Genomic DNA, 25,677 nt, shown 5'->3' with positions numbered 1-25,677 from the left:
GATTCATATTTGCATACAGAGGAGAGAAACATACTGCCATGTCTATATTTTTGTACAAGTTAGGGAAAAAGGCGTACGACAAACCATGGTATTTCATTGCGGGCTGGATCGTGATTCTGGGAGTCGTTATCACGATGCTCGGCATCAATGGCGTAAGTGTAAGTACGGACATGAAGCTTGAAGGCACAGAGTCACAGAAGGTTCTCGATAAACTTGAGGCGGAGCTGCCGGAAGCGTCCGGCGGTCAAGCGAGCGTACTGTTCACAGCGCCTGAAGGAGAAAGACTCGATACACCGGAGCGCTTGGACGCGATCATCGGGGCGATTAACGAGGTTTATGTCCTCGACTATATCATCAACCCCGCCGAATTAGCAGCCGCTGCTGCGAACGGAGCGTCACAAGATGCTCATGCTGCGCTAGAGGCTCAAGCGGCTCAGGCCGCTCAGGCTGCGCAAGGTGCCCAAGCGGCACAAGACGGAAGTTCACAAGGGTCGGACAATACCGGCTCGGCAGGCGCCGTTCCGGCTGAAATGCCGCCATATGGACCGCTCATCGTGGATGGAATGCCCGTACCAGGCGTGTTAATGGCAACCGATGGCAGCGTGGCTCTGTTCCAATTTCAGTTCACCGTCCAGCAAAACTCGCTTCCCCAAGGGGTCGCGGATTCGGTCGTTGAAGCAGTCAAAGAAGTAGAGAGCGGCACAGGCATTACAGCACTGCCGAGCGACTCCCTGAAAACACCCGAAATTCCGATTGGCACCCATGAGATATTCGGATTGATTGTCGCAGCGATTGTCCTGGTCATGACACTCGGCTCCATCGTTGCCGCTGGTTTGCCGCTTATCATCGCACTCTTCGGCGTCGGTATCGGCGTTGGCGGCGCGTTCGCCATTTCCAGCTTCGTCGCGATGAGCTCCGTCACCCCTGTTTTGGCCCTTATGGTCGGCCTTGCAGTGGGTATCGATTATGCGCTCTTTATTGTCAACCGCCAGCGTCGGCTCATTTTCGATCAGGGACTGACAGCGCATGAAGCTGCAGGCAGAGCAGTCGGCACGGCGGGAAGCGCCGTGTTCTTCGCCGGACTGACGGTGATTATCGCCCTGTGCGGATTGCTCGTGATCGGAATCTCCTTCCTGAGCATGATGGCGCTCGTCGCATCGGTAACCGTGTTCCTCAACGTGCTCATTGCCCTTACGCTGCTGCCGGCGCTGCTTGGCCTGGTGGGTGAGCGCATCGTCTCCCGCAAAGCGCGCGAGAAGAGCCTTGCCAAGGCATCCGACAAGCAGCATGGCATCGCAGACAGCTGGGTGAAGGGAATTGTAAAATTCCGTTGGCCCGTGATTGTTGCTATTGTCGCCATCCTCGGCACAGCGGCGATTCCGGTTGCCAAGATGGAACTCGGTATGCCTTCCGGCGCTACAGCGAACCTGGACACGTCCGCACGGCAGAGTTACGAGGCGATCTCTGATGGTTTCGGAGAGGGATTCAACGGTCCTCTGCTTATCGTCGCCGAACCGAATGATCCATCCGGTACGATCACGCCGCAGACGCTTAACAATCTTGTGTTGGACATTCAGCAGGTTAACAATGTGTCCGTGGTTTCGCCCCTTGGCGTAAACCAGGATGGAAACATCGCCATCTTGAGCGTTATACCGGACACGGGACCGACTGATGCGGAGACCAAGAACCTTGTAGGAGATCTGCGCGCCGCCGATTCGTCGATTGCACAGAACCATGACGTTACGCTTGGGGTTACAGGATTCACCGCGATCAACATCGATATGTCGTCCAGGCTCGCGGAAGTCTTCCCGCTCTACGTCGGTGTCATTGTCATCCTCTCGCTGATCATTCTGCTGTTGGTCTTCCGGTCGATTCTCGTCCCGATCAAGGCGACGGTCGGCTTCCTGCTCAGCGTGCTGGCGACATTCGGGCTGACCACAGCAGTGTTCCAGTGGGGTTGGTTTAGCAGCCTCTTCGGTGTTGATACCGGCGGCCCGCTCATGAGCTTTATCCCGATCATGGTCACAGGGATTCTCTACGGATTGGCGATGGACTATCAGGTCTTCCTTGTCTCTTCCATGCGCGAATCTTACGTCCATGGACATCGGGGCAGCAAGAGCGTTATTCATGGATACAACCAGGCGAGCCGTGTCGTAGTGGCTGCTGCCATCATTATGGTCGCCGTATTCGCAGGATTCATATTTACGCATGATATCATGATCAAGCAGATCGGTTTCGCGCTGGCGGTCGGCATCCTCATCGACGCCTTCGTCGTCCGCATGGCGCTGGTTCCCGCCATCATGGCCCTCTTCGGCGACAAAGCCTGGTGGCTGCCGAAATGGCTGGACCGCATGCTTCCGAACCTGGATGTCGAGGGCGATAAGCTGATCGCCGAGCTCAAAGCCAGGGACGGCGCAAACGCCTAAGACAGCGTGAACGCCGGTGAAATACCTGTCTCCATTCGGGTATTTTACCGGCGTTTTTTGTAGCCCCTTCATGCATCACCTTCAGCGAAACCTGTAAGAAATAATAACCTCCAGGTATTCTCCCTTATCCATTGAAAAGCACAATAACGATTTAAGGTCGCCCTAATACAATTAGGACGACCCGTTATGTGATTAAAGCCTTTGCAAGCTTGACCGGATCGCCTTCCTGATATCCTTTCCGGCTTCCTGATTGTAACTCTTCAGATTCCACAAACGGTGAATAAATTTTGTTAAACGGATCGTTCTATAACCAAGTCGTTTTTTCTTGGAAGTCTGTACGTTTTGTTTCCACACTCTCAGCGGAAGAGTACCCGACAAAAACGGCCCCGATGATCTTCCTGTTCTCCGGGGAGCCGATCAGCTTGAACAACCGTTCGTCTCGGACAAGACCGATGCCTCTGGTCCGCCATACGAGGCCCAATCCTAACTCCTGCGCAGTCAGCCACATCGAATGTATCGCACAAGCCACAGCATATTCGTTGTCCTCGGAGGACGCTTCATCTCCCGGTATGATCTCTGAAGTGGCTATTATGACCAGAGGCGTCGCTTCAAGCACCGCGATGGATTCTTTGACCAGGTGCGGCTTTGTAGGAAAGCGCTCCTCCAGAAATTCCCGGGCAATCTGCTCATACCGCCCTTTTGCTTCCCCTCGGATAACATAAAAATGCCAAGGCTCCCGCAATCGGTCGTTAGGCGCCCAGGTGGCCGCTTCCAGCAGCGCATTGATTTTGTCCGTCTCCACTTCCCTTGCCTCATAGTTTCTTACTGCTCTTCGGTTTTTTAACACCTTCATAATGGACATTGTCGGCATCTCCTTGTAATCGAAAATAAAAAAAAGCATTTCCAACATTGAGAATGTTAGAAATGCTTGGATAAAACTTTATTAAGATGGTCACTTCCCGAAGAAGCTGAACCGCCTGACAAAAGAATCTTCCGGTCTCTAACACTCCCTAATTCCACGTAGGGTTGCAGTGTTGTTAAAATAGGCAGGTCTCCTGACTAAGGACATCTCTTTCAGACCTTCCCGGCGTTATACCAGTGGTTATTCTGAAAGGCATCAGCCGGTAACAGCTGAAATCCATATACAGTGGCGGGTCCGTGTCGGAATCTAACCGAACTTCCCTTTTAAGCGATAGAAGCTTGTGGAAGCATTCTATTCACACCTATTTGCTATACCCTATGAAGTTTTACAAAAATCATTTCTTATATCTTAGTTATGAAACCTGTGACTGTCAAAGTGTGCGTTAGCTTTCAACTCACGTTCCTCCATTATACCATTTTCTAAGCTGATTGATGGATACGAGTCGTTAATGAGGTTAAATTTCTTAGCTCTTGAAGAAATCGGGCCACCAAGAAAGGTACAGCTTATAATACAGGGCATTTCCGGTCTTATCGACTTCCTGCTGCGTTGCGAAGTTGCTCTTGTACACAGCGACGGCTGCGTCGTATTCCGGGCCGGTGAAATTGCCCGCTGCCGCGTCATCGATCAGCTGCTTCAGGCGGTCCTTCACAGCCATTCCCGGCGCCACACGCGCTTTCGTCGCTTGCTCGAACGCATAACCCATTTGGATGAGTTGTTCTTCCGTGAAGGCATCGCCTGTAAATTGCAAATTGATTGGCTCCCCATTACTGCCTTCGGCTGTGCGATAACCCGCCGGCACCGTAATGCTTGGATAGCCGGCCCTGGCCGCGATGCCTGTCGTTGCGCCGTTCATTCCGATGAGTCCGTCCAAGCTATATTTGTTGAGCAGGTAGTTAATGCCGTTCTTTCTGGAGTATTCAATGTCCGCTGCCCGTTGCTCCTCATAGGCTTGGTAATCGTTAGAACCCGGCGTCATGTCGTACGCTACAGCTTCCTCAAGAATGCTTTGGCCGTATTTTAAGAGATTCAAATGCTTTTTGTTGTAATCGATGATGTCCTGCAGACTTGTAATAACGGTCTGATTGTCACTAGCTACGATCGGATTTTTCTGGGCTTTCAAATAAAGTTCGATATCTTGCTTAAAGTCGTAAAAGAGGACCTTCGATGCCGGCGCCGCCTTCAATTCGCTGGACAAACCTTCGCCGTTTGAGGCATAGACAATTTTTGCCCCCTGATTTTCCAGTACCTGAATTGCCTTTACGAACGTTTCATACACATCAGGCTGCCTTTCTTTGTCGGGAATGCTATAGACACCGAGCGTTTTTCCTTTCAGCCCATCTTTATTTAAATAGTCCCCGTATCTCTCGGTATGGGCGTTCAGATAAGCAGCATCAACTATGATTTCGTTATCAATACCCATGTTGATATGGATGTCATCCGGATCATAGCCCTGCATGGCGGTCAACAAGGTGGCTACATCCTCCACGCTGCGTCCCATCGGCCCTGCCGTATCCTGGCTGTGCGAAAGCGGGATAATCCCGCTCCGGCTTACAAGGCCTACGGTCGGTTTCAGCCCTACAAGCGAATTCCTAAAGGATGGCGAAAGAATCGAACCGGAAGTCTCCGTACCGATCGTTATTGCAGCAAGTGCTGCCGCTCCGGCTGACCCGGAGCCGGATGACGAGCCCGATACGTCAAGCACGCCAGGCAAATATGGATTTAGTACTTGCCCTTCCAGTGTGGAATAACCGTTTCTCATTCCCCGCGTGATAAAATTAGCAAACTCCGAAAGGTTGGTTTTGCCGAGAATGATAGCCCCGGATTCCTTCAGCAGCGTCACCACGAAGGAATCGTCCGCCGTATAGTTGTTCGCAAGCGCAATGGATCCTGCCGTGGTTGGCATCCCATCAGCCGCGGCTGTACCGATATTGTCCTTGATGAGAACCGGAATCCCGAACATGCCGGCGGCTTTGGAAGGATCCGCTTTCACAGCTGCGTCTGCCTGGCGGGCTAACTGAAGCGCATTTGGATTGATGCTTGCTACGGCATCCAGTTGAACCGTATGGGAGTTGTAGAGATCGATTCGAGCGAGATACATATTGACTAATCTCTCATAAGAGAGCTTTCCTTCCTTTACCATCGCCTGCATATCGGCAATCGTCGATTTTTGCAAGTCGATTGTCAATGAATCTATTGCCACCCGTAATTGAAGCCGTGTCTGGTTAATTTTGTATACCGCGCTGTTCGGATTGAGGTTGTGTATCCTGGCTAATGCATGCTTTACTTGGCTTGAATATTCGGCAGGATAATCTTTCAGGTTCAACTTTTTTGCTTCTGCAACGGCAGCCTTTAACTCATTCAATGCCGCCGTTGTGGTCGTTACCTCGGCAATCATCCCGTTGGCATTCAATGCATATGCGGGAACTGTGTTACCGAGCAGCATCGCGCATAACACGGGTACCGCCAATACTTTGAACGCTTTTCTCTTTTTGACCATTGAACAAACCTCCATATGTAAGATTACATGACATTATTTATGTTATATGGGTTCCTTTCATTAGTCAAAGAGGAGTTATATTCAATTAAGCGTTAACAAATAGTTATTTAATGAAAAATCAACCTCATTTGGATTAAATCGTGTTATATTATATAACGTAATATATGCGGATTTTAATGGACAATGGGCGAAAAAAGATCGCCGTTATGGTAACGGCGATCTTTCATTATTATTCCCCAGCTTCACCCGGGTAGGGGTCGATCGTCTGGATTGTTCCGTCTTCATTGTAGCGCAGCTCGGTATATTTCACGCAGCGCTTGTGATTGACTCCTTCCGACAGTGAGCTGTCGTGATAGAACAAATACCATTTGTCCCGGAATTGAACAATGGAGTGATGGGTCGTCCAGCCGATAACCGGCGTAAGAATTGTTCCTTTGAACGTGTAAGGACCCATCGGGTTTCGGCTGACGGCATACACCAGCTTGTGTGTCGTGCCGGTCGAGTAGGACAGATAATACCAGCCGTTATATTTGTGCACCCATGGCCCTTCGAAAAACCGGCGATCTTCATCGCCGGCCGTAATCGGGCTTCCGTTTTCGTCGACGATCGATATTTCCTGCACCGCTCCCTCAAACGACAGCATGTCCTCGCTCAGCAGGGCAACACGCGGGCCGAGTGCAGGCTCGTCCGCGGCGGGCTCTTTCCCGTTCGGGTTGAACGTGCCGGTACTCCACTTCTCCAGCTGGCCGCCCCACAGCCCGCCAAAATATATATAGGCACGGTTGTCATCATCCACCAATACAGCCGGATCGATGCTGAAGCTGCCCGGAATATAATCCGGCTGCGGGTTGAACGGACCGGCCGGTGAAGCGCTTGTCGCCACTCCGATCCGAAAATTCCCGTCATGATCGCGTGCGGGGAAGAACAGATAATAGATGTTGTTCTTATACGCGGCATCCGGTGCCCACAGCTGCTTGGAAGCCCAGGGAATATCTCTCAGATGAAGAACCTCGCCATGATCGACGACGGGCGAATCGAAGTCGTCCATCGACAGCACATGGTAATCTTCCATTGCGTATTGGTCTCCGTTGTCATTACTAGCTCCGTCGTGATCCAGGTCATGTGAAGGGTAAATATAAAGTCTGCCTTCAAATACATGTGCCGAAGGATCGGCCGTAAAGATGTGGGTGACCAGCGGTTGATTCTGTTTAGGTGCTTTTTCCATATCGAGTCTCCTCCAATGTTTAGATCAAAACTGAATGGTTAATTCATACAAGCTATAAAAAAAACTATATCATATCGATCATTTTATTTGAATGCGGTTACATATGGATCATACTTAATAAATTAAACATTATGCTTCAATACATTCAATAAGCAGACTAAATTACACCTAAAAGACATGATAAAAAAATATATCAGGAAAGGGCTTTACGAATGTCATAATCGGTAAGATCGATGTCCGGTTCCATCCCTAGCGCTAATTTAGCCAGCTGGCTGCCGATATAAGGGCCCATCGTCAAACCGGAGGCTCCGAGGCCGTTGGCCGCAAGGATGCCTTCCCAATCTGGAATCGCGCCTATGACCGGTAGAAAGTCAGCGGTAAAGGGGCGAAAACCAACCCTTACTTCCTGGAACGTACTATCTGCCAAATCAGGAGCCAGTGTAAGACCTTTGCTTAAAATTTCGTGCATTCCACCTGGCGTGACCCTCGTATCGTACCCTTCAATATTATTTTCATGCGTCGCCCCGATCACGATTTTCTGCTGTTCAAAGGCAAGCAGATATTGATCGGAAGGCGGTATAACGACCGGCCAGCTGCCGGTGTTTTGATTGGCGTCTGGAACCTGCAAGTGCATGATTTGGGCTTTTTGGTATTTTACCTTAAAATCAATGCCTAAAGGCTGCAGCAGCGGCCCGGCCCAAGCTCCCGCACATATAATTACCAAATCGGCCGCGTAATGATTCGACTCAACCGTTACGCCTGTTACCCGGTTGGATTGAAACTTAAGTTTAGCATCCCCATATCTAAGCTCAGCCCCGTTCCTTTGCGCGGATCGAAGCAGTGCATCACGCAGCGCCCGGCCATCGACACGGGCTGCCCCGCTAATATGAACGGAAGAATATCCTTCCTCGAGAAGCGGGAAGAGCTCACGGGTCCTATGTTCATCAAGCCGGGTAATCTTACCGATTTCCGGCGCGTCTTCTATACGCTTGGAAGCCCGCTCTTCCATTTTGCCGATCTTCTCCGGATCCGTATGAATACTAAGGGCCCCGACCTTGGAGTAGCCGGTCTCGGTTTCTCCTTCCCTTTCAAGCTGTTCAATCAGCACAGGGTAATAGCGCGCTCCGGCTTTTGCCAACCGGTACCAAGCCTTATTGCGCCGCTGCGACAGCCAGGGGCAAATAATGCCGGCAGCTGCATCCGTAGCCTGTCCTTCATCTTTCCGATCGATGATGAGAACATCCGCCCCCTGCCTAACCAGATGATATGCGGTTGATGCTCCGGCAATACCCGCTCCAATGATCATTACTTTCATGATGACTGCACTCCTATCTGTAATCGCTCACTCCATTATAACGGGATTCCCCTTAAATTGAAAAAACGCTATGGGTATAAAAAATAGGCTTGATTCCTCAAGCCTAGGCTCCAAACTTTCCTCCTCGGGGCCGATTCTTTTCATGGACTTTCAGGCCTTCTTCACTGCTTCACTGCTGTCAGTTCATATCTTGCTATTTTTTTATCCATGCGTCCGAGCACATTCTCCATCTCTTCCATTCTGCTTATCAGCTGCTTACGCTGCTCGATTAGGAGTTCTTTTCTCGCTTCGATGGTTTCATCACCCTGTTGATACAAACCAACATACTTAATCAAAACTTCAACCGGAAGACCTATACTCCGCATACATTTAACAAATTCGACCCATCTGCAGTCTTCTTCCGTATAACTCCTGATTCCGTTTTTCTGGCGATTCACTCGGGGAATCAGACCGACACGTTCATAGTAACGGAGGGTATCCTGTGAGAGATTAAATTTCTTGCTTACTTCCGCTATTGTCATCATGAAGGCTTACCTCCTAATTCCTAAACTACGACTCATAGAAATGTAAGTTATTCCTGAAAAACGGACCACCGTTTCCTTCAGTGGTCCGGTATGATTGGTCATTACTGATGGCCAACTATCTTGTGAGGCACATACGGTTCTTCCAACGAAGCAATTTCTTCAGGTGTTAACGTGATCGACAGAGCAGCTGCAGCATCTTCGAGATGAGAAATTTTCGTAGCACCGACAATGGGCGCTGTTACCGGTTCTTTCTGCAGCAACCAGGCAAGCGCGATTTGAACGCGGGATACGCCGCGTTTTTCTGCGATTGCCGCAACCTGTTCCACGATCAATTGATCGGCATCCGCAGTCGCATCGTATTTCTGTTTCGCAATTTGATCGGTTTCGGAACGATGCGTTTTATGCTGGGAATCACGGGTCAATCTCCCGCCTGCAAGGGGGCTGTATGGAATCACCCCGATTTTTTCTTCCTTGCAAAGCGGCAGCATCTCCCTCTCCTCTTCACGGTAAATGAGGTTTAAGTGGTTCTGCATCGATACAAATCGGGTCCATCCATTTTTCTCCGCTACATGCAGCGCTTTCTGAAACTGCCATGCGTACATCGCAGAAGCGCCTATGTATCTGGCCTTGCCCGCCTTCACCACATCATGCAAGGCTTCCATCGTCTCCTCGATGGGCGTATTGTAGTCCCAGCGGTGAATTTGGTACAGATCCACATAATCTGTTCCCAGTCGCTTGAGGCTCTTATCCATCTCACTCATAATTGCCTTTCGGGAAAGTCCGGAACCATTAGGCCCTTCCTGCATGCGACCGTGAACTTTGGTTGCGATAACAATCTCATCCCGATTTGCGTAGTCGTTTAAAGCCCGGCCAACAATTTCCTCGCTTACCCCTTTGGAATACACATTTGCCGTATCAAAGAAGTTAATACCTAACTCCAAAGCTCTTTTAATAACCGGGCGGCTATGCTCCTCATCAAGCACCCATTTATGCATCCAACCCTCTGCATCGCCAAAGCCCATACATCCAAGACAAATCCGGGATACATCCAAACCGGTATTTCCAAGTTTCACATATTCCATTCGTCAATGCACTCCTTTTCCGGATGATATATAGATTTTACCTCTTGGAGTCAACTCCAAGTCAACAGAAAATTACTTTTAGAGGAATGTCGTCGTGATAAATTGTTTATCCTGAGTTGTTTAAGATTACATTGTCACTTCTATAGGCGCCGTCTGAATCCAGCTTATATCCTGACACGCTTCCATGTATTCATCCAGGGTATCGAAAAAACATATACTGCTTGATGGCTGATTGCAGGAAACATACTCATGGACCATGATGGTGCCTTGCTCCAATTCCCAGGCCGTATGAATGCGATAAACCCGGTTTCTCTTAACCATGAGCTCATTTTCCACGTGCCTGATCGCTCGGTTGCTGTGCAGCTCATCTCTATCGGTAATCCTGACCGGATACTTGACCATCTTTTAAAACTATACCTCCCTCTTCTCAATTACTCATTATCTAGGAGCATACATCTAAAGCATACATCTATATTTTTAAACAGATATAGAATCACTGCAATTGTCAATTGAGCTTGATTTGTTAAATAATGAACAGTTGCTGTAAAATTGTTAATTATTCTTGTCTCTGAGTATTTCATTTTGCAAAGCGGATGCGATTCGGGTAAGCCCCCTATGAAAGACCTTGCCCCCACGATGTCTCGGAGGCATATCCGAATCACTCCAATAGTAGTAGGATGCTGTCGTTGCTGATGAATGTTCCCCGTCATCCCTGTAAATAGAAAGAGCCTCTTACCGAGGCTCAATCCTACATGCTCATCTCCCAATCAAAAGCGATAATATTCCGGCAGCTATCAGTGGCCCAACAGGCACACCTTTCAGGAAGGCCACGCCAATAATTGTCCCGATGACAAGACTTGTCACTATCGCAGGGTTGGCGGACATCAAATGAGCGCCGCGTCCGCCTAGATACGCGACCAACACGCCAACGGCAATGGCAGCGATTGATTTCCAATTCAGGAAGGACTGGTAAAGCTCCTTGACACTGATCGACCCGCTGGCCAGTGGCGATAGAATCCCAATCGTCAAGATAACGATGCCAAGCGAGAGTCCATGCTTCTCAATCCATGGAAAGGCTTGATGCAAATTGACGACTCGAATAAGCAAAAGCACGACGGCAGCAATCGTAATTGAATTGTTGCGGCTGACGATACCAAGTAAAGCCAACAATACCAGCATTAAAGATGGCATATCTAGCTGAGGCAAATCGATAAACCTCCTTCTCACTTCGCAGGGCTGAATTGTTACATTATAATTCTTATCATTTCTCTATATCAATGTCGATATCCTTGGGTCTGGACTCATTATAACAGTTGAATTAACCTGCACGTTGTGCATGTTCTTGTCTCACTTTGGACAGAACTTATATCTTATAAAATAAAAAAGCCACGAATCACGTGGGCTGCTAAGATATATATTTGATTTATGCTCTATCAATCCCTTAAGTGCATATTAGGTTTAGGCCTTTATTATAAAAATCGGCAAAGTAAGGGTACATTAAATCTAAAAGTTGTGTGGGATGATCTTAAATGGATTAAGAAGAGAAATGGGCCCCTTCCCGTACAATATCTTCAATCGTGTATGCATCAAGGACGCTTTGGAATTGCTCCTCAGCCTTGGAAATTAACAAGGACAGGAATTGCTCCGAACCTGTTGACGGTACGTTCCAAAAAGGCGTAACCTGGCCTTTGCCAAGCGCGCGATATACCTCACCGACCCGAATAGCGCCGGCAGGCTTGGCCAGTCGATATCCTCCCTCTCGGCCGCCGTAGGCCGACACAATACCTGCCTTTGAAAGGCCGGCCATAATTTTTCGCACATAGGTTGGCTCGGCGCCCAACGTATTGGCGATATGCTGGCTTTTCATCCGCGTAGATGATTTGGATAACAGCACGAGCGCCCGAAGCGATACATGAAACCAGGTCGGCCCCAAATCCCCCGACTGAATTAACAGCTGCATAATTTCCTCCTCAATTGAGTACGGTGACATGACGGTTCCTATCCATAACTATATCATTAAATTATGATTGACAGCCACCAATGCCCATGCTACTTTTTAATTGTGATTATTTTTTCACAAATAATTGGAAGCGTTATCATTTAAGGAGGTTAACAAAATGGACTTTTTTAGCAGAGTAGCCCCGGAATTGAAACAGGTTTTAGCTTTACTCCCTGCACTGGATCTGCACGATTTAGCGAATGCAAGACAATTTCTTTCCGTTTTGCCCCCTGTTGAGATCCCGGAGGATGTACGTGTGACAACACGCATGATAAACGGCGGCGATGCGCAAGAGATGATGGTAAAAATATATGAACCGGCCAAGCGAGAAGCAACCCAATTGCCGGCCTTGCTGTGGATTCATGGAGGCGGGTACGTGCTCGGACATCCCGATACGGATGATGCGTTATGTGCAAGCCTCGTACAGGAAGCCCAATGCGTTGTCGTCTCCCCTGATTACCGCCTTGCTCCGGAGCACCCTTACCCTGCACCGATCGAGGATTGCTATAGCGCCTTAGTCTGGATGCGGGACGCACAGGAAGAGCTTCATATTGATTTATCCAGACTGGCAATCGCCGGAGCCAGTGCAGGCGGCGGTTTAACCGCTGCCTTGGCGTTGTTGGCCAGGGATCGTGGAGGTCCGGCGATCGCCTTCCAAATGCCGCTGTATCCGATGATTGACGACCGGAATATTACCCCTTCAAGCCATGAAATTACCGATAAACAAGCCGTATGGAACCGCAGCAACAATCTGCTCGGCTGGAGCATGTATTTGGGAGACCATGCTGACGGCGATATCTCACCGTACGCGGCACCATCGCGCGCAGAGAACTTGGCCGGACTCCCGCCGACCTACACATGCATCGGCGAGCTGGATACTTTCCGTGATGAAACGATCGACTATGTGGCGCGTTTAGCGCAAGCAGGCGTGCCTGTCGAATTTCATTTGTATCCGGGATGCTTCCATGGCTTCGAAATCTTCGTTCCAAACGCGGAAGTAAGCCAGCGCTGCAGAAACGGATATATTAAAGCGCTCGTAAGAGTGTTAAACCCTAACCCAGTACACGTCTAGCTTCACTTCCATCACGATATCCCCCTTTTACTTTGTTATATCCGTAACCTTTTTAATGGCCTTGTCACCTTCTTGGTTAACAGATTCTTGATAGATATCAGCGTAAGTTTTTGAATCTTTGATTAGATCGTCGCAGAAAGCCGCTACGTCACTGCCCGTCACTTCGAGCACGCCTTTCCCCAAGGCCGCGCCCTCCTCAAAAAGATCGATAATTCCCGAGAGCAAACCCGTCCCGTCGGTTAGCTCAAGAGGGCCGACCTTAAAGAAATATTTTCGAATTTCTTTATAAACAATCTGATAATCTTGCGGGAGCGCTTTGACACGCGCCATAAGCGCTCTCCACTCTTTTTTGCCTTCGATAATATCTCGTATTCTCATTTTATCCTCCTCCTATTTACCTAATTTTCTAGCGATATTATTGTTGAGTTGCTCGCGCCACTTGTCGCGAAAAGACTTTGCCCCTTCTTCGCCGGCCAGCGCTGAACAGAAGCCTTTGATATCGTCACCCAAAACCTCTTGGACACTCTGACCGTCCGCCGCCGTTTCTTCCAGCAGGCCAAGCACACCGTCAAGAATTGGCATGAGGTTGCGACCGGTGAAATCTGAGTGCGGCCAAAGATTGGCATTAATTTTTTCCCATGCCGCTTGATAATCAGCCGGCAGCTTTGTGACTCGCGATTCAAAAGTTTTAAATTCTTTAGTCATGTCGCTGCCGGTGATTTTTTCCCAAAAATTCATTATTTTTTCTCCTTTAACTCGTTAATTTTTGATGATACGAACTCCCATTTTTCCCAGAACTTCCGCAGTTCCTCGCGCCCCGCGTCGTTGATCGCGAATAACTTTCGCGGCGGTCCCATATCGGAGGGCTTCTTGGTGATCTCCACCAACTTGTTTTTTTCAAGCCGGATCAGGATGGTGTACACCGTTCCCTCCACAACATCTGTGAAGCCGAGGGCGTTCAGCCGCCGCGTGATTTCGTAGCCGTAGGTTTCTTTGCGGCTTATGATTTCAAGGACACAGCCCTCAAGCACGCCTTTGAGCATTTCCGTTAGGTTTTCCAGCACAAACACCCCTTGCTATTCTGTAAGACTGGTATGAAGTGTTACTTACTACCGCTATAAAGTAACACGTAGTAGTTGGTTTGTCAATAGCGTTACTGCGACACGGATTTTACATTTTCAACTATCCGTGTTTACATCATTATTTCCACGGCAGCTGATTTTGAATGCATATTGTGGTTGTAATCATATAAATGAAAACAAGGAGCAATTGCCTGAGGCAAACTGCTCCTTACTCCATCAACTTGTGCATAACTCTGTGGACAAACAGTGGATACATTGTTGATAAGAGATGATGTCTATTCTTCCTCATCGAAACGCAATTTGATTCAGCTGATGTTGCTTGCGAATAGACTTAACTTTGTCCCCTATAGTTATCTCATATAGCCCCTTTAAACAAAAGTGGGCCGTCCCCATGCTGTAGAACGGCCCATGATGTTCATAGAACAACACTTTATTGTTTAGAACAACACTTTATTGTAATGAGTCAGATGATGATGTTCGATGAAAATAAAGAATTAGACTTGAGTCGTTGATTTGAAGCGGTTTTTGAATTGAAAAATCGGTAACTTTTTAAAAATGAGTTTTAGACTGATCCATTAAAAGAAAAATCGGCGGACCACAACTTGAAAAATAAAGTCTTAGACTACCGCTGGTGTCATCCAACTAACGTCCTCGTTAGTGCAATCAATAAGCCTGTTCACCATATCATCTCTTGAGTGAAATCGAATAGCGCCCAATTTAGTACCCATCGCAGTTGGGTCGCTGTTACCGATTCTTTGAGTGAAAAAAATCCCGCAATTTATGCGGGATAAAACAGCCATTTAGAATCAATATAAAGTTATTTTTTCTCGAAGATAAGTACGGTCCTGGGGTTCGTCATGTATTCCACGGAGGACTCCAACTGTTCGGATACAAAGCGTACTGGCACAAACGTACTGTTATTCTTCAACAACATCGGCGCATCAAAGGAATCCGTTAGTCCATTTACGTTTGCGTTCTTCTCATTCACGACCCAGCGGATCGTCGTATTGCCTTTTTGGATCGTTACCTCTTTTTTGCTTTGGTCCCAGCTTACTTCCGAACCCAACCACTTAGACACAAACCGAATGGGCACATACGTGCGGCCCGATGCAATAAACGGGGCATGGGTGAGCGTAAAGGCACTTTCCCAGATATAAGCGGTGGTACTGCCGATTACTAATCGTTCAACTTTTCGTTGGTATCCTCCTTCCCCGCCGAGCTGATTGAGAATTTTTCGCGACTTGGTAGGCGGCGGATCTCTCAGATCCAAATAGTTTCCCTTCACCTTCAGCGCGGGTAAGTAAGCTCCTGTGTCATATTGATTATCGAACGTATGGTTGCGGATGGGCTCCAAATCCCAAACACGATTGTTACCTAGGTATAAGTAGCTAATATTCGTAAGAGATTTCAAAGGCCCAAGATCGTATACCAAATTCGACGTGAGATCCAATTCATTCAGATTCGTCATCTTCTTTAATGGATTAAGATCCTTGATCTGATTGTCCGAAAGGTTCAATTCCGTTAACTTGCTCAATGTTTTGAGCGGCCCAATATCTTCAATCTCATTTTTGGACAAATCAAGTTGCGTAATATTCGTAGCATATTGCAAGCCCTTTAAACTTTTAATCCCTTGGCCAATAAGACTAACAACGGTTAATGACTCCATCTCTTTCTGCGTGATGGCTTCATTATCATTCTTCTGTAAGATTTGCTTGATTGCTTGCTCCAACTGCTCATCCTGAAAGCTAACCTCCAAGGAAGCCTGTTCCATGGATGCCTGTCCTGGTAAGCTAAAACAAATGGCCATGATCAACATTATCCCTGATAAAACCTTTTTCATGATGTCTCCCCTCTTCTGTTGTATTGGTGTCTAGTAAGGTTTGACGTTCTTAACCATAGAAGGTTGCGGTCCACTTTTTTCCACCATACTGCGATGCCATATAGGTATGCGCTCCGTACCTCACTGTTTTGTTTCTTTCACTATCCTCCCTCTATGGAGAATCACTTTTCTCTTAAATGCTCATCCTCATTAAGTGCTTTTCTCGTACGAAAGAAAAACGTTCAAAATCTAAGAAAACATGTTGTAGAAGAAGTAACGGCTTGCCGCCGCTTGCAAACTCCTCATACGCTCGATACCGAGACCTCGCTTGGCAACCTTTCTGAGATGACTCAGCAAGGCTTCCTCTGACTCAGAAACCAGCTCATGCGGCAACAAACAAAGACTGAGCATTTGGCGTGCGGACTTGCATTCCCAATCCTTAAATACCGTGAGGAACTCTGGGAAGTACCGATCCAACCAGTTATGGACACGGCCTTGCACCATGCGCAGATCAATCGACAGATGGTCGCGAATTTTCATCGCTTCCCTTAGTTCGGCATAGATGCCCTAGGGAAGATGAGGTACGGCGTATCTTCCGTCTTTGACGAGCTGTGCGATGACTCTAGCATCCTTGATGTCGTTCTTGGTTGTCGAATTGTCATCTAACTCTTTGCTTTTCTTCACGTGGAGCGGATTAACCACAGCGCACGTAATGTGATGTTCTCTTAGAAAATAGGCCAGGTTCAGCCAGTAGTGACCGGTCGGTTCCATACCAACGATGGTGTCCTGGAAACCTTGCTCCGTCGCAATCTTTCTGAACCAGCTAACGAACATTTCAAAGCCTTCACGATTGTTCTCAAAAGTAATGGGTCTCCCGAACTCGACTCCGCGGTAGTCTTGTGCTCGAGCCACATGTTTGAATTTTGCAATGTCGATACCGATAATTAAGGTAGAAGAAGTAATTTGATTAATACGTTCATTTTGAGTAGAATTCATCTTGTAGTTTTGTTTCTCAAATCTCGTATTTCTCTATAATAGGAATGCTGCCCGTTAGCGGAACGAGGCTGCCGTATTATTTCGCGGCAGCCTCATCGTGTTCCTTTATTGAGCAATCGTTCCCCGTCAGCTTAATCTTCTTCCGATACTACTTGAAATTTGATAAAGGCTCACCCTTGATTATTTAAAACAACTACTTTTAATTGATCACCTATTTTTTCACAGTCAGGTGAGGACTTTTATCAAGAAGAAGATGGGCTTCTTTTCAGGCAACTTTTCGTAGTCGATGGCATACCAAAGTGTTATTTATTTGGCATTGAATGCCTTATGGCATTCGCCCTTACAAAGTTTTTTATCGGTAAATTTCCGCGCATTCTGTGCTTGTGGGTTGGTAAAAACAATGATTTTTCCAAGCACCCGCGAACGGTTGACCGTACCACATTGCGGGGCAAGGTTGAGACGTTGGCCCCCACGGGTTGAAATACCACAGCGAGTATTTTGAAGGCCATTCTCGCCAGCCTTTTATGGTCTGTTCAGCTAGCCGCCGCTCTCGTTCCCGTGACTTCTGATAAAAATCGGGTTCTAATATGGCGTCGAACATGGCATCGCCATTCATATAATGATAAATAACATCATTAATATTGTTGACGTTCTTGAAGTCCGAACACCTGACTACGGCCCGATTAATCACGACAGCGCCAACCGTTAACATCCCCTTTTCGCCTTCCGCCTGTGCCTCGCCCCTCATAAGCCGCGCCAACAAATCAACGTCAGACGACCTATACTTAACCCTCGCACCCATGGAAAAACCTCCTTTAACTGGTTAACACACTATATTCACATTTTGGGAAAATGACCGTTCGCGTGCGTGGCGGTTCACATGCGTGCCAGGGTGTCAAAACTTAAAAAGCAGCCGATCGCCAGCTGCCGCTCTTCAATTGCCGTCATCCAATCCTCCCGAATACTGATCATACCTACACCAAAACCAAATAACATAACAATAGTGACTTTTATCAATATATTCTCGAGCTTCCCTGCTCTTTGCTTCATTAAAGCGCACCCCTGTCTGGTTTTGTTTGATCATGCACTGGTTACACCGTTTCATATCAGTGTTGCCAACGGCGATGCCGGCTAACTGTTCACATTGATTTATTTTCGAGAAATTCCCAAAAATAAAAGCCCCAGCCGAAAGAATTCCTTGGCTGAAGCCGCTTGGTCATTCAACATTACAACACTAACTGAAGTTCCTTCCATTCCTTATCTGCAACATAGCGATACGACTGAGGGGCTACAAAATGTTCAAAAACATCTTCAGGTTGAACAGGATTCTCATATTCCCGATATTCCTTAATTTGAATCGCATATCCGGTTTCTCTATCTGAAAAATACTGCTTGAAGAAGTCTTCAGAAATTCCAGATTGTTTGTGAGTCCGATCCCATAGCGCTTGAGGAGTATCCGATAAAATATGATCGAATGTAAATTCTCCGACAATCATCCCTACCGGCTTCGTACAGTAAATAATGACGGACTCAACCTCTTTCTTAAATATTCGCTTCCGATATTCGAAGAGCTTCTTACCATTTACAATCTGCTCCACATACTCCGGTCTAATCGATAACAATACTTTCAAGTACTCCACCTTCTTCTATTATACGAACAAACTGTTCATCCGTGATTTTAAAAAAGCCCCAATAAATGTCGCGGTCAATCCCAATCTGCTCAATAAGCTTCTGGCGAATCAATCGTTTGCTTAATGCTGCGTTATAGGTCATCTTTATTGTATAACACCCGCCGCGGTTATACCAATATTGTAAATCACTTCGATCAAATACACTATATTTTGTGGCATAAGAATAAAACGCTTCAAAATTTTCGAATTCAGTTTGGTAACGGACTTCTTCCACTACACATACAGAGCTGACGACAGAACTGTATTCTGCTTTTTTTCCTTCATCCTTGGTTCGATACATGACCAATATATCTCCTCTTACCAGCGGATAAACCTTCATCCTGGTCACATAAATCTTATGAATGCTGTTCGTGTATGAGACATCCTCCAGGATGTTGACGTTCTCATTTCTTAAGATAGAGTCCGGGAACATGACGGAATGATATTGAGGATAGATCGAAAGGATGTATTTGTTATTCCCTTTTGTCGAAATCAAAGGATAATCCGTTAATATGTCGCCCGTAAATGTGGTCAGAGACTTTACAAACACCAACTCAGTTCCGTTTACTGTTACCTTTACTCCATGGCGCGAAAACCCATATTTTTCAAACAGATCCACGAGAGCCTTATGTTTTTCAAATACAGTGACGTAACACTGTTCCACTCCCATAACTATTGCATAATCGACGGCCTTTTTGATAAAGCGTTCGCCTAAGCGCGTACCGTGTGGATTTATTTTGAGCGTACCTATCTTCAGGAGGCGTTTACCGGTAATGACGGGTTCTACATCTGTAATGGGTCCTGATTCAACTTTGAAATAAAGAAAGCCTTGAATAAACCCGTTTTCGTAATACAGATATGCCTCTTCATCTCCCTTCCGCTCAAACCAAGCTGCAAATTCCCGATAATCGGATTTAAGTGAATCAAAAAATGGGTCGTTCAGATTAACCTCTCTAAACTTCTTCCGTTCCAGTATTCCGCTCATCGGGTGCCCTCCTTGTAACATTCGCTTACGAAGCCGCTCAAATCAAAAATATCGGTCGGAGTAATAATGTTAACAGGGCAACGCAATTTTTCCGAAACGTATTGAGCGTATTCCATTTCAGCATTTTGAAACTTCTCTAGAAATGAAAGGTCATAATGCTGAGCATCTCTAGCACCTAATCTTTCGTAAATGGAACTCACGTCATCCTTTAGAAGGATTATTCCCGATGGATTAAGGTCTGCGAATGTTTGGTACGGCACCCTTTCAATCGCATTCTCTTTATTCACAAGGCAAAAGTGCCCGTCTAATAAAAATCTCTGGGACGCGCGGGTACGCCTCACGGCGGATAGAAGCAACAGTTGGTTTTCCTCAACTTGATCCACCCTCTTGTCACTTGTAAAAGATTCGTTTCTTTCTTGGGCAATTAGCGTACTTGCAGAGTAGTGAGCTATACCTGCATGAGCAGACCTTTCTTTGCACCAGCTTGTTTTGCCGACACCGTGTATACCACCAACGAATATCAAGGACTTCACCTCCGAAACATAGTTTTATTGCACTACTATTTCGACAAATTACAGTAATTTCCTCTGATCTCATTTAGGTCAAGTTTGATTTCATTAAAACGATAATAATTTCGTATTATGAAGGTCAGGGTTTACAGGGATAAGAGCTGGGTTATCGCCCCAAAATCAGAATTCAAAACTGAAACTCTTTTCCAGCTACAATAGAATACGGCGACTATGACAAATGAAAACCCTCATGGTGGAAGAAATCTACCTAGAATTGATCCAATTCGACAGCTAACCGATCAGCTTACGTTCTCTTATTCTCGATCTAACTCGAAGGTGGAGATAGTCTATGGAAATCAAAGGCTGGAGCTGCTGGAGGACAGGCCAATCAACGTTGCTTACCTTCGAGGGGGTTCGAAGCATTATGGAACCTTGTTTGTTTTTGCAACGATTAATAAGGACAACACTCACCAAAAACCGCTAAATGAGTGCTTCCTTCTGAAACTGTTTGAAATGAAAGAGCCGCTGGAAGCCCCAGGTCAAGCCTACCAGCATAATAACGTTTTTTAAAATGTTTGCAAAATATACAGCAAACCCGGCTTATGATAACGCGCCGGGTCAGAAACATAGTTAATTTATTGTGTTAACTAACGTTCTCCGATAGTTTAATTATATAGGATACTTACTCTTGGGAATCCATGTTATCCACTCTTCCAAATACAACCTTTCGAGGGAGGCTTTTTGACTGCAAAGAATAATGAGCACCTCTTATATCTGGTTTATGCTGTTTGGTAAGCACTAATCCCCGAAGCATATTAAGCAGAGGAGTTAGCACTTCCAGTTTCATTTCGGACAATTCCTTTGGCGTTAGACCTACACTCACACCAAATTGTTTATGAATTACATTCTTAAGCATAGCTTCTTCTTCCGCACTTACTTTCTTCAATAACAAATTTATCTGATATTCTTCAATACGCATTATGGCTCACTCCCCAAAATAACATTATTCTCCACTTTGCATACGAAGTAGCACCCAATTAAGTTACGGTAATCTGCCCGTTACTTCAAAAAGGACGTTCCCGCTCCTTCGCTTGGGCTACGTCCTCCTCATTATAATTAAAGTATATATGCTGGTAGTATGTATTACTTTAATAAGAGACTTATCTAAAGCTAAGCGAAATCCTTTATTTTCATTAAATAACTATATTGATCTTAATTTTATTTTTACTCGTATAAACTCAATTATTTCGTTCTTGTCATAATCATCAAGATTTCTAAAGACTTCAATCAGCCTTTTCTCGAACTCATCTACATATGTCGTCCCATCTTCTGCAGCGATACCAGTTAATAACCAATTTAAGTTCACATTATATTGTGTTCGAATAGATATTAATGTTTCCGCAGACGGATTACTATTTCCCATTTCAATTTCACTCAGGTTTCCTTGTGATATGCCTATACTTTTTGCAAACTGAATTTGGTTTAAACTATTCTCTTTGCGGATACATTTGATTCTATAGCCAATGTCACTCAACAATTTCACCACCGATCGTAAAATCCCATTTACATTTATTTCTACACAGATTAAAAGGGAGCCCAAATCATTCCCCCGGGCTCCCTTCTAGATGATTAATCATCTTGCATATCGGTTCACGACATCTTTTACTAGTTCACAACATCTTTTACTGGTTCACAACATCTTTTACTGGTTCACGACTTTTTTATCAGCTGACAGATGATGTTCGCGTTAAAAAATAGTGGAAAGTGAATCTTCAGTAATATCAACGATTATTAGAGCAGGCATTTCAAAAACGTTAAATAATAGTGGGAAGTACCTTTTTGGACGAGCGTTAAATAATAATGGGAAGTAAGATTCGTTGATCTCTATGGCAAACGCCACGAATACACCAAGTTCATGCAATTATTCGACGGCTGTTCAAAAATCGTTAAATAATAGACGCAGGTAGTCCATTTTCCAAGAGCTAAATAAAAGCCGCAGGTGAATCTCCAAGTATATTCACATTTACGACTAATGATTGAATTCAACGGGTATCCCCGCCGTCTAATTGATGAAGTGAAGTACCGCTTCACCACTCGACACATTTACTCTAGCGACTTACTCGTTTTCTGTTCCAGTTCCGCGTCAGGACGGAACGCCTCTTCTCGCGGACCAATTTCTAATAATCAGGAATTCTCCTTCGGTCCGCATACAAGAGGAGTTTAGGAAATGGTGTAGAAAGCACTCGATAAGGTAGGTGGTAATATGCGAATTTTAATAATTATCTACTGTATAGTGATGTGTTTTTATGCTTTTTTCATTGTGCAGTATTTTATGATAAAAGATTCCTTGGATAATATGTTTACAGAATACAAAGTGGTCGGCCGAACCTTTAATGCGATCGACATAAAAACTGAACGATGTTATTTTAAAGTGCTATTAGACGGCACAAAGATAATCAGGGTTAATAAGGCCAGCTGTATTGTTCGCCCACAGGAGGGGAGATAATATGATAACTACTCTATACAGAAAATTACATACATGCTATCTTAAATAGTAGTCCACTAGAGAGGAAAGAGGATTTTGTCAAAGCCCCACGAAACTAACATTCAACATTACAAAGAATTTCAAACGAAAGATATTCGCCGAATACTCTTATTGTCTTTGTTTGGCTTTTTGTTATTTAATATCATATTATTGCTTTTCCATAAGCAACACTGGTATTGTTTGGTAATCAGCTTTATTGTGTCTATAATTTATATTTTTATAAAGGTTAGAAGGATTAAAAATGTCACTAGCATCTTAATTCAATTAGAAGAAATAAAGTCAATGACCTCTCCTAAAGTCGGTTATAAGTCGCGCATAGAAGATCATGAACGGATATCGGAAGAGGCTCAATCCAATTATGACTTACTTAAATACCTCGCTCCACTATCGATAATCATATTTCTAACTAGTTTATATTTTCAGAATAAGATTCCTTTGGGATTAACCACGCTTAGCATAATTAATTTGCTAATTTTTCTGGTTCATTTCTTTTTCTTGAGTGTGTACTTAAACAAATTTAAAAAGCATATGCATGAGGCTTCCTTCTGGAAAAAGGAACTGAACCGTTATGAAGAAGCAGCAAAAACAGATAAATAAACAGCAAACCAAAGAACAAGCATCACTTCCGATGCTTGTTCTTTGATTAAATTTATTGATAAGGGCATTGTGAATTAATTCGACGGCGGACTTAACGACATGGTTTGCGGAACTTTTTCTGGGTGCGTATTCAGTATGTTTAGACACCAATTTGTTTTCAATCATGTTGACTGTCAACTATTTAAAATTTCTGTTTCACTGCTGTGTTTGCAACGGTGAGGAATTGCTTATTCCGTTCTTCCAATTTACCCTATTATCCGAATATTTTGCCTGTATTTTGGCATGGAGCCAATATTCGAAATCGCTTTTACATAATCCTCCGAAACATATTCATTTCAATAAGGCGTCAAGCACCCCACAAAATCTCCGCCGTCCCTTTTTTGCCCTTGCAGAAACAACGGCTTCTGCTAAATTATTTGCATAAAAAGTTATGCAAAATGCACGAGGTCGTAAAGATTTTAGGTTGATAATCGAAGGACAAGTTAACTTCCGAACAAGCTACCTAATACATGAAACAAGCCTATCCGCAGAGATAGGCTTGTTTCAGTTAAAGCATCTTGCACTCCCACAAAATCTGCTCATGCACCGCCTCCGAAAAACCTGGCCGTAGCCCAGCTTTTCGGACGATCTTCCACTCCATCAGCAACTCGCTGTCCGCGCGAAGCTGCGCGGCCACAAACCTGACTCTACGGATTTGAAAATCCTCGATTGTCTCGGTGACTTCGCTGAGATACCTTATCGTTAAAGGCACTTTATCCGCATGCCGATGCAATATAGCTAGGCGGCCGATCCGTTTGCCGACCATGCTGACGGTTATGCGTTCGGGCTTTTTCTCGCCGCTAAGCTCATCCTCTACCACCTGAGCGGCCGCGCTGAGCATCTCTTGGTCTCTTGCTTGCCAATCCACCCGCGTATCAGAATATTTCTGTGGCGGAGTTTTCTTCGGCGAGTGTTGATACAGCCATTCTTTATCGTGTCGGTACAGCCAAGTGAAATCCGCGGGAGCCATCTTACGTAGCATTTTACGCGTAGCTTCGGGATACTTTAACTGCAAAGCAAGCCAGCTGTCTCTCCTGATAATTGTATCATCCTTATCGGGATTGCTCTCAGATATCACATCCGCCTCGGTTTCCACTTCTCCAAGAAGTCTCTTCTTGTAATTCATAACGGTGCAAACATTACAATCAAGAATGGATGCAATACTCGCTACGGTTCTTCCCTCTAATGCCAGTTCTTTTAGACGCGATTCCCAAGTCTCTCCGTACACCTTAATCCGTCCGATACGGTATTTGTCTTCCGCTGTGCGGTCTGGTCCGCGGCGGGCGTACACAAATCCGCAGGCGCAGGCAAATGTCCCCACAGGAAGCCCTGTTTTATAGTCTCTCGTCACCTTAATTTTCTCGATGACGGTTTGCCCTTCGTGGACTGCCGCCTTGTTCAGGCATGGCCACGGGCCTTCGCCGAAAGGACGAAAGGTCGTTTCCGCCGCAAAAAAGGTCTCGGGTTCAAAGCCTAGAAACCGCATGAGCAAAAGGTGGCGAATCGGATGTGCGGCGGCTCTTGGTTTCCGCACGAGTTTGAGCAACCAGTTTCCTTGCTCTGCGTAATCAACGCCGCAGTGCAGGGATTCCAGAAACTCTCGGCCGTAAAAACCGACGAACCCCCTAATAAATTTTTCATTATCAACCTGCCCCTTAAAGTTTGCGTAGCCTTCTAGCTGCAAGCGGGCAAGATACTTCTGCCGAATTTTCTCTTGGCCAAGAATCGGCACTTCATTTTCAAGCACCCAAGCCGCCGCCTCCGCCAGGTAAATTTCATGATCCGACGGCTTATGCTCTCCGCCCGCTTCCGTACTGCCAACTGCAACCGAAATATCCACAAACTCATGTTTGTTTTGCTTTTGCGAAATCTGAAGCGCGCTTTCGATAAGACGCGTCTTATGCTTATGGCACACGTTTATGCCTTGTACCTGGTGGCTTCGATGCCAATACGCCTCCCCGTACCTTTCGGTGTCTTCGGCCACGCATTGATGGCAATACCGCATATGCGTAAGCACAGGGATCGCGCTAGCCATCACGCCAACGGTTGTGTGCACCTCCCCGTCTGACTTCATTTTTTCAACCGCTTTTTGGACACGGTCAAGCGAAAGAAACGGCGCGTAAAACGGAAAAAGCGTTAAATCCCGAATCATGCGCTCTGGCGTAAACCGAGTCCCTGGTTGCAAATTGAGATGCAGCATGTCAAGTCTGGAAGGCAGATCGACCACCGCCGAAGCTGACCTGCTTGAAAAAGCGTCATATACGGTTTCCTTGCTGCCGATGACCACATTTCGGCTTGTGATGTGGAAACGCGCAAGCACACTGTACATCAATTCATCTTGATGCGGATTAAAGTCATAGATCATGAAAGCAC

At 46.0% G+C, this 25,677-nt stretch carries 23 protein-coding genes, 1 pseudogene and 1 riboswitch; of the genes and pseudogenes, 2 read left to right on the top strand and 22 right to left on the bottom strand.

Annotation, left to right across the window (positions count from 1 at the left end; genetic code table 11):
* The first annotated feature begins 38 nt into the window (after positions 1 to 38).
* Positions 39 to 2,426, top strand: a complete 2,388-nt coding sequence (locus IEW11_RS13010) for an MMPL family transporter (protein WP_188531491.1) — start codon at positions 39 to 41, stop codon at positions 2,424 to 2,426.
* 304 nt (positions 2,427 to 2,730) lie between these two features.
* Here the strand turns inward: IEW11_RS13010 and IEW11_RS13005 are convergent, their stop codons facing one another.
* From IEW11_RS13005 to IEW11_RS12965, 9 genes are all read right to left on the bottom strand, one after another.
* Complete coding sequence (locus tag IEW11_RS13005) at positions 2,731 to 3,288, bottom strand: nitroreductase family protein (protein ID WP_188531490.1); 558 nt, start codon at positions 3,286 to 3,288, stop codon at positions 2,731 to 2,733.
* 166 nt (positions 3,289 to 3,454) lie between these two features.
* A riboswitch (cobalamin riboswitch) is annotated at positions 3,455 to 3,668 on the bottom strand.
* Between the two features lie 143 nt (positions 3,669 to 3,811).
* Entirely contained in the window at positions 3,812 to 5,845 is a 2,034-nt protein-coding gene (locus IEW11_RS13000; protein WP_188531489.1) for an amidase family protein, read from the bottom strand.
* Between the two features lie 229 nt (positions 5,846 to 6,074).
* A complete protein-coding gene (locus IEW11_RS12995) occupies positions 6,075 to 7,070 on the bottom strand; it encodes a glycoside hydrolase family 43 protein (protein ID WP_188531488.1) in 996 nt (331 codons plus the stop codon).
* Positions 7,071 to 7,263: 193 nt separating this feature from the next.
* The gene (locus tag IEW11_RS12990) at positions 7,264 to 8,388 is read right to left on the bottom strand and encodes an NAD(P)/FAD-dependent oxidoreductase (RefSeq protein ID WP_188531647.1); all 1,125 of its coding nucleotides are present in this window, start codon (positions 8,386 to 8,388) and stop codon (positions 7,264 to 7,266) included.
* A gap of 158 nt (positions 8,389 to 8,546) precedes the next feature.
* Positions 8,547 to 8,909, bottom strand: a complete 363-nt coding sequence (locus IEW11_RS12985; protein WP_229725249.1) for a MerR family transcriptional regulator — start codon at positions 8,907 to 8,909, stop codon at positions 8,547 to 8,549.
* 101 nt (positions 8,910 to 9,010) lie between these two features.
* Entirely contained in the window at positions 9,011 to 9,991 is a 981-nt protein-coding gene (locus tag IEW11_RS12980) for an aldo/keto reductase (RefSeq protein WP_188531487.1), read from the bottom strand.
* 126 nt (positions 9,992 to 10,117) lie between these two features.
* Entirely contained in the window at positions 10,118 to 10,393 is a 276-nt protein-coding gene (locus tag IEW11_RS12975) for a hypothetical protein (RefSeq protein WP_188531486.1), read from the bottom strand.
* A gap of 354 nt (positions 10,394 to 10,747) precedes the next feature.
* Entirely contained in the window at positions 10,748 to 11,197 is a 450-nt protein-coding gene (locus IEW11_RS12970) for a DUF441 domain-containing protein (RefSeq protein WP_229725247.1), read from the bottom strand.
* 328 nt (positions 11,198 to 11,525) lie between these two features.
* Positions 11,526 to 11,951: an Rrf2 family transcriptional regulator gene (locus tag IEW11_RS12965; RefSeq protein ID WP_188531485.1), complete on the bottom strand. Its 426-nt coding sequence runs from the start codon at positions 11,949 to 11,951 to the stop codon at positions 11,526 to 11,528.
* 157 nt (positions 11,952 to 12,108) lie between these two features.
* Here IEW11_RS12965 and IEW11_RS12960 point away from each other — a divergent pair, with 157 nt between their 5' ends.
* Positions 12,109 to 13,062 carry an alpha/beta hydrolase gene (locus IEW11_RS12960; RefSeq protein WP_188531484.1) on the top strand — a complete coding sequence of 318 codons (954 nt, stop codon included), beginning with the start codon at positions 12,109 to 12,111 and terminating at the stop codon, positions 13,060 to 13,062.
* A gap of 27 nt (positions 13,063 to 13,089) precedes the next feature.
* Here IEW11_RS12960 and IEW11_RS12955 read toward each other — a convergent pair whose 3' ends face one another.
* From IEW11_RS12955 to IEW11_RS12895, 13 genes and pseudogenes are all read right to left on the bottom strand, one after another.
* Positions 13,090 to 13,440 carry a DUF1048 domain-containing protein gene (locus tag IEW11_RS12955; protein WP_188531483.1) on the bottom strand — a complete coding sequence of 117 codons (351 nt, stop codon included), beginning with the start codon at positions 13,438 to 13,440 and terminating at the stop codon, positions 13,090 to 13,092.
* A gap of 12 nt (positions 13,441 to 13,452) precedes the next feature.
* Positions 13,453 to 13,800, bottom strand: coding sequence for a DUF1048 domain-containing protein (locus IEW11_RS12950; RefSeq protein WP_188531482.1), 348 nt, complete (start codon positions 13,798 to 13,800; stop codon positions 13,453 to 13,455).
* The gene (locus IEW11_RS12945; RefSeq protein WP_308422739.1) at positions 13,800 to 14,105 is read right to left on the bottom strand and encodes a PadR family transcriptional regulator; all 306 of its coding nucleotides are present in this window, start codon (positions 14,103 to 14,105) and stop codon (positions 13,800 to 13,802) included. Before IEW11_RS12945 ends, IEW11_RS12950 begins: the two co-directional genes overlap by 1 nt.
* Positions 14,106 to 14,961: 856 nt before the next feature.
* Positions 14,962 to 15,984, bottom strand: a complete 1,023-nt coding sequence (locus tag IEW11_RS12940; protein WP_188531481.1) for a stalk domain-containing protein — start codon at positions 15,982 to 15,984, stop codon at positions 14,962 to 14,964.
* A 255-nt stretch (positions 15,985 to 16,239) separates the two neighbouring features.
* Positions 16,240 to 16,959, bottom strand: a pseudogene (locus tag IEW11_RS25450) (IS110 family transposase); the annotation flags it as partial.
* A 352-nt stretch (positions 16,960 to 17,311) separates the two neighbouring features.
* Positions 17,312 to 17,761: a cell wall hydrolase gene (locus tag IEW11_RS12930; protein WP_188531480.1), complete on the bottom strand. Its 450-nt coding sequence runs from the start codon at positions 17,759 to 17,761 to the stop codon at positions 17,312 to 17,314.
* A 74-nt stretch (positions 17,762 to 17,835) separates the two neighbouring features.
* Positions 17,836 to 18,009, bottom strand: a complete 174-nt coding sequence (locus tag IEW11_RS12925; protein ID WP_188531479.1) for a hypothetical protein — start codon at positions 18,007 to 18,009, stop codon at positions 17,836 to 17,838.
* Between the two features lie 176 nt (positions 18,010 to 18,185).
* The gene (locus tag IEW11_RS12920) at positions 18,186 to 18,599 is read right to left on the bottom strand and encodes an ASCH domain-containing protein (protein ID WP_229725245.1); all 414 of its coding nucleotides are present in this window, start codon (positions 18,597 to 18,599) and stop codon (positions 18,186 to 18,188) included.
* Entirely contained in the window at positions 18,568 to 19,614 is a 1,047-nt protein-coding gene (locus IEW11_RS12915) for a GNAT family N-acetyltransferase (RefSeq protein WP_188531477.1), read from the bottom strand. Before IEW11_RS12915 ends, IEW11_RS12920 begins: the two co-directional genes overlap by 32 nt.
* A complete protein-coding gene (locus tag IEW11_RS12910) occupies positions 19,611 to 20,138 on the bottom strand; it encodes an ATP-binding protein (protein WP_188531476.1) in 528 nt (175 codons plus the stop codon). Before IEW11_RS12910 ends, IEW11_RS12915 begins: the two co-directional genes overlap by 4 nt.
* A 667-nt stretch (positions 20,139 to 20,805) precedes the next feature.
* Positions 20,806 to 21,102, bottom strand: coding sequence for a hypothetical protein (locus IEW11_RS12905; protein WP_188531475.1), 297 nt, complete (start codon positions 21,100 to 21,102; stop codon positions 20,806 to 20,808).
* Between the two features lie 222 nt (positions 21,103 to 21,324).
* Positions 21,325 to 21,657: a helix-turn-helix domain-containing protein gene (locus IEW11_RS12900; RefSeq protein ID WP_188531474.1), complete on the bottom strand. Its 333-nt coding sequence runs from the start codon at positions 21,655 to 21,657 to the stop codon at positions 21,325 to 21,327.
* A gap of 2,155 nt (positions 21,658 to 23,812) precedes the next feature.
* Positions 23,813 to 25,669: a TnsD family Tn7-like transposition protein gene (locus IEW11_RS12895; RefSeq protein ID WP_188531473.1), complete on the bottom strand. Its 1,857-nt coding sequence runs from the start codon at positions 25,667 to 25,669 to the stop codon at positions 23,813 to 23,815.
* Between the last annotated feature and the right edge of the window lie 8 nt (positions 25,670 to 25,677).

Source organism: Paenibacillus abyssi, from assembly GCF_014640295.1.
Taxonomy (GTDB): domain Bacteria; phylum Bacillota; class Bacilli; order Paenibacillales; family Paenibacillaceae; genus Paenibacillus_D; species Paenibacillus_D abyssi.
Note: the sequence above shows the minus strand (reverse complement) of the source record. Positions and strands in the feature narration are given on the sequence as shown.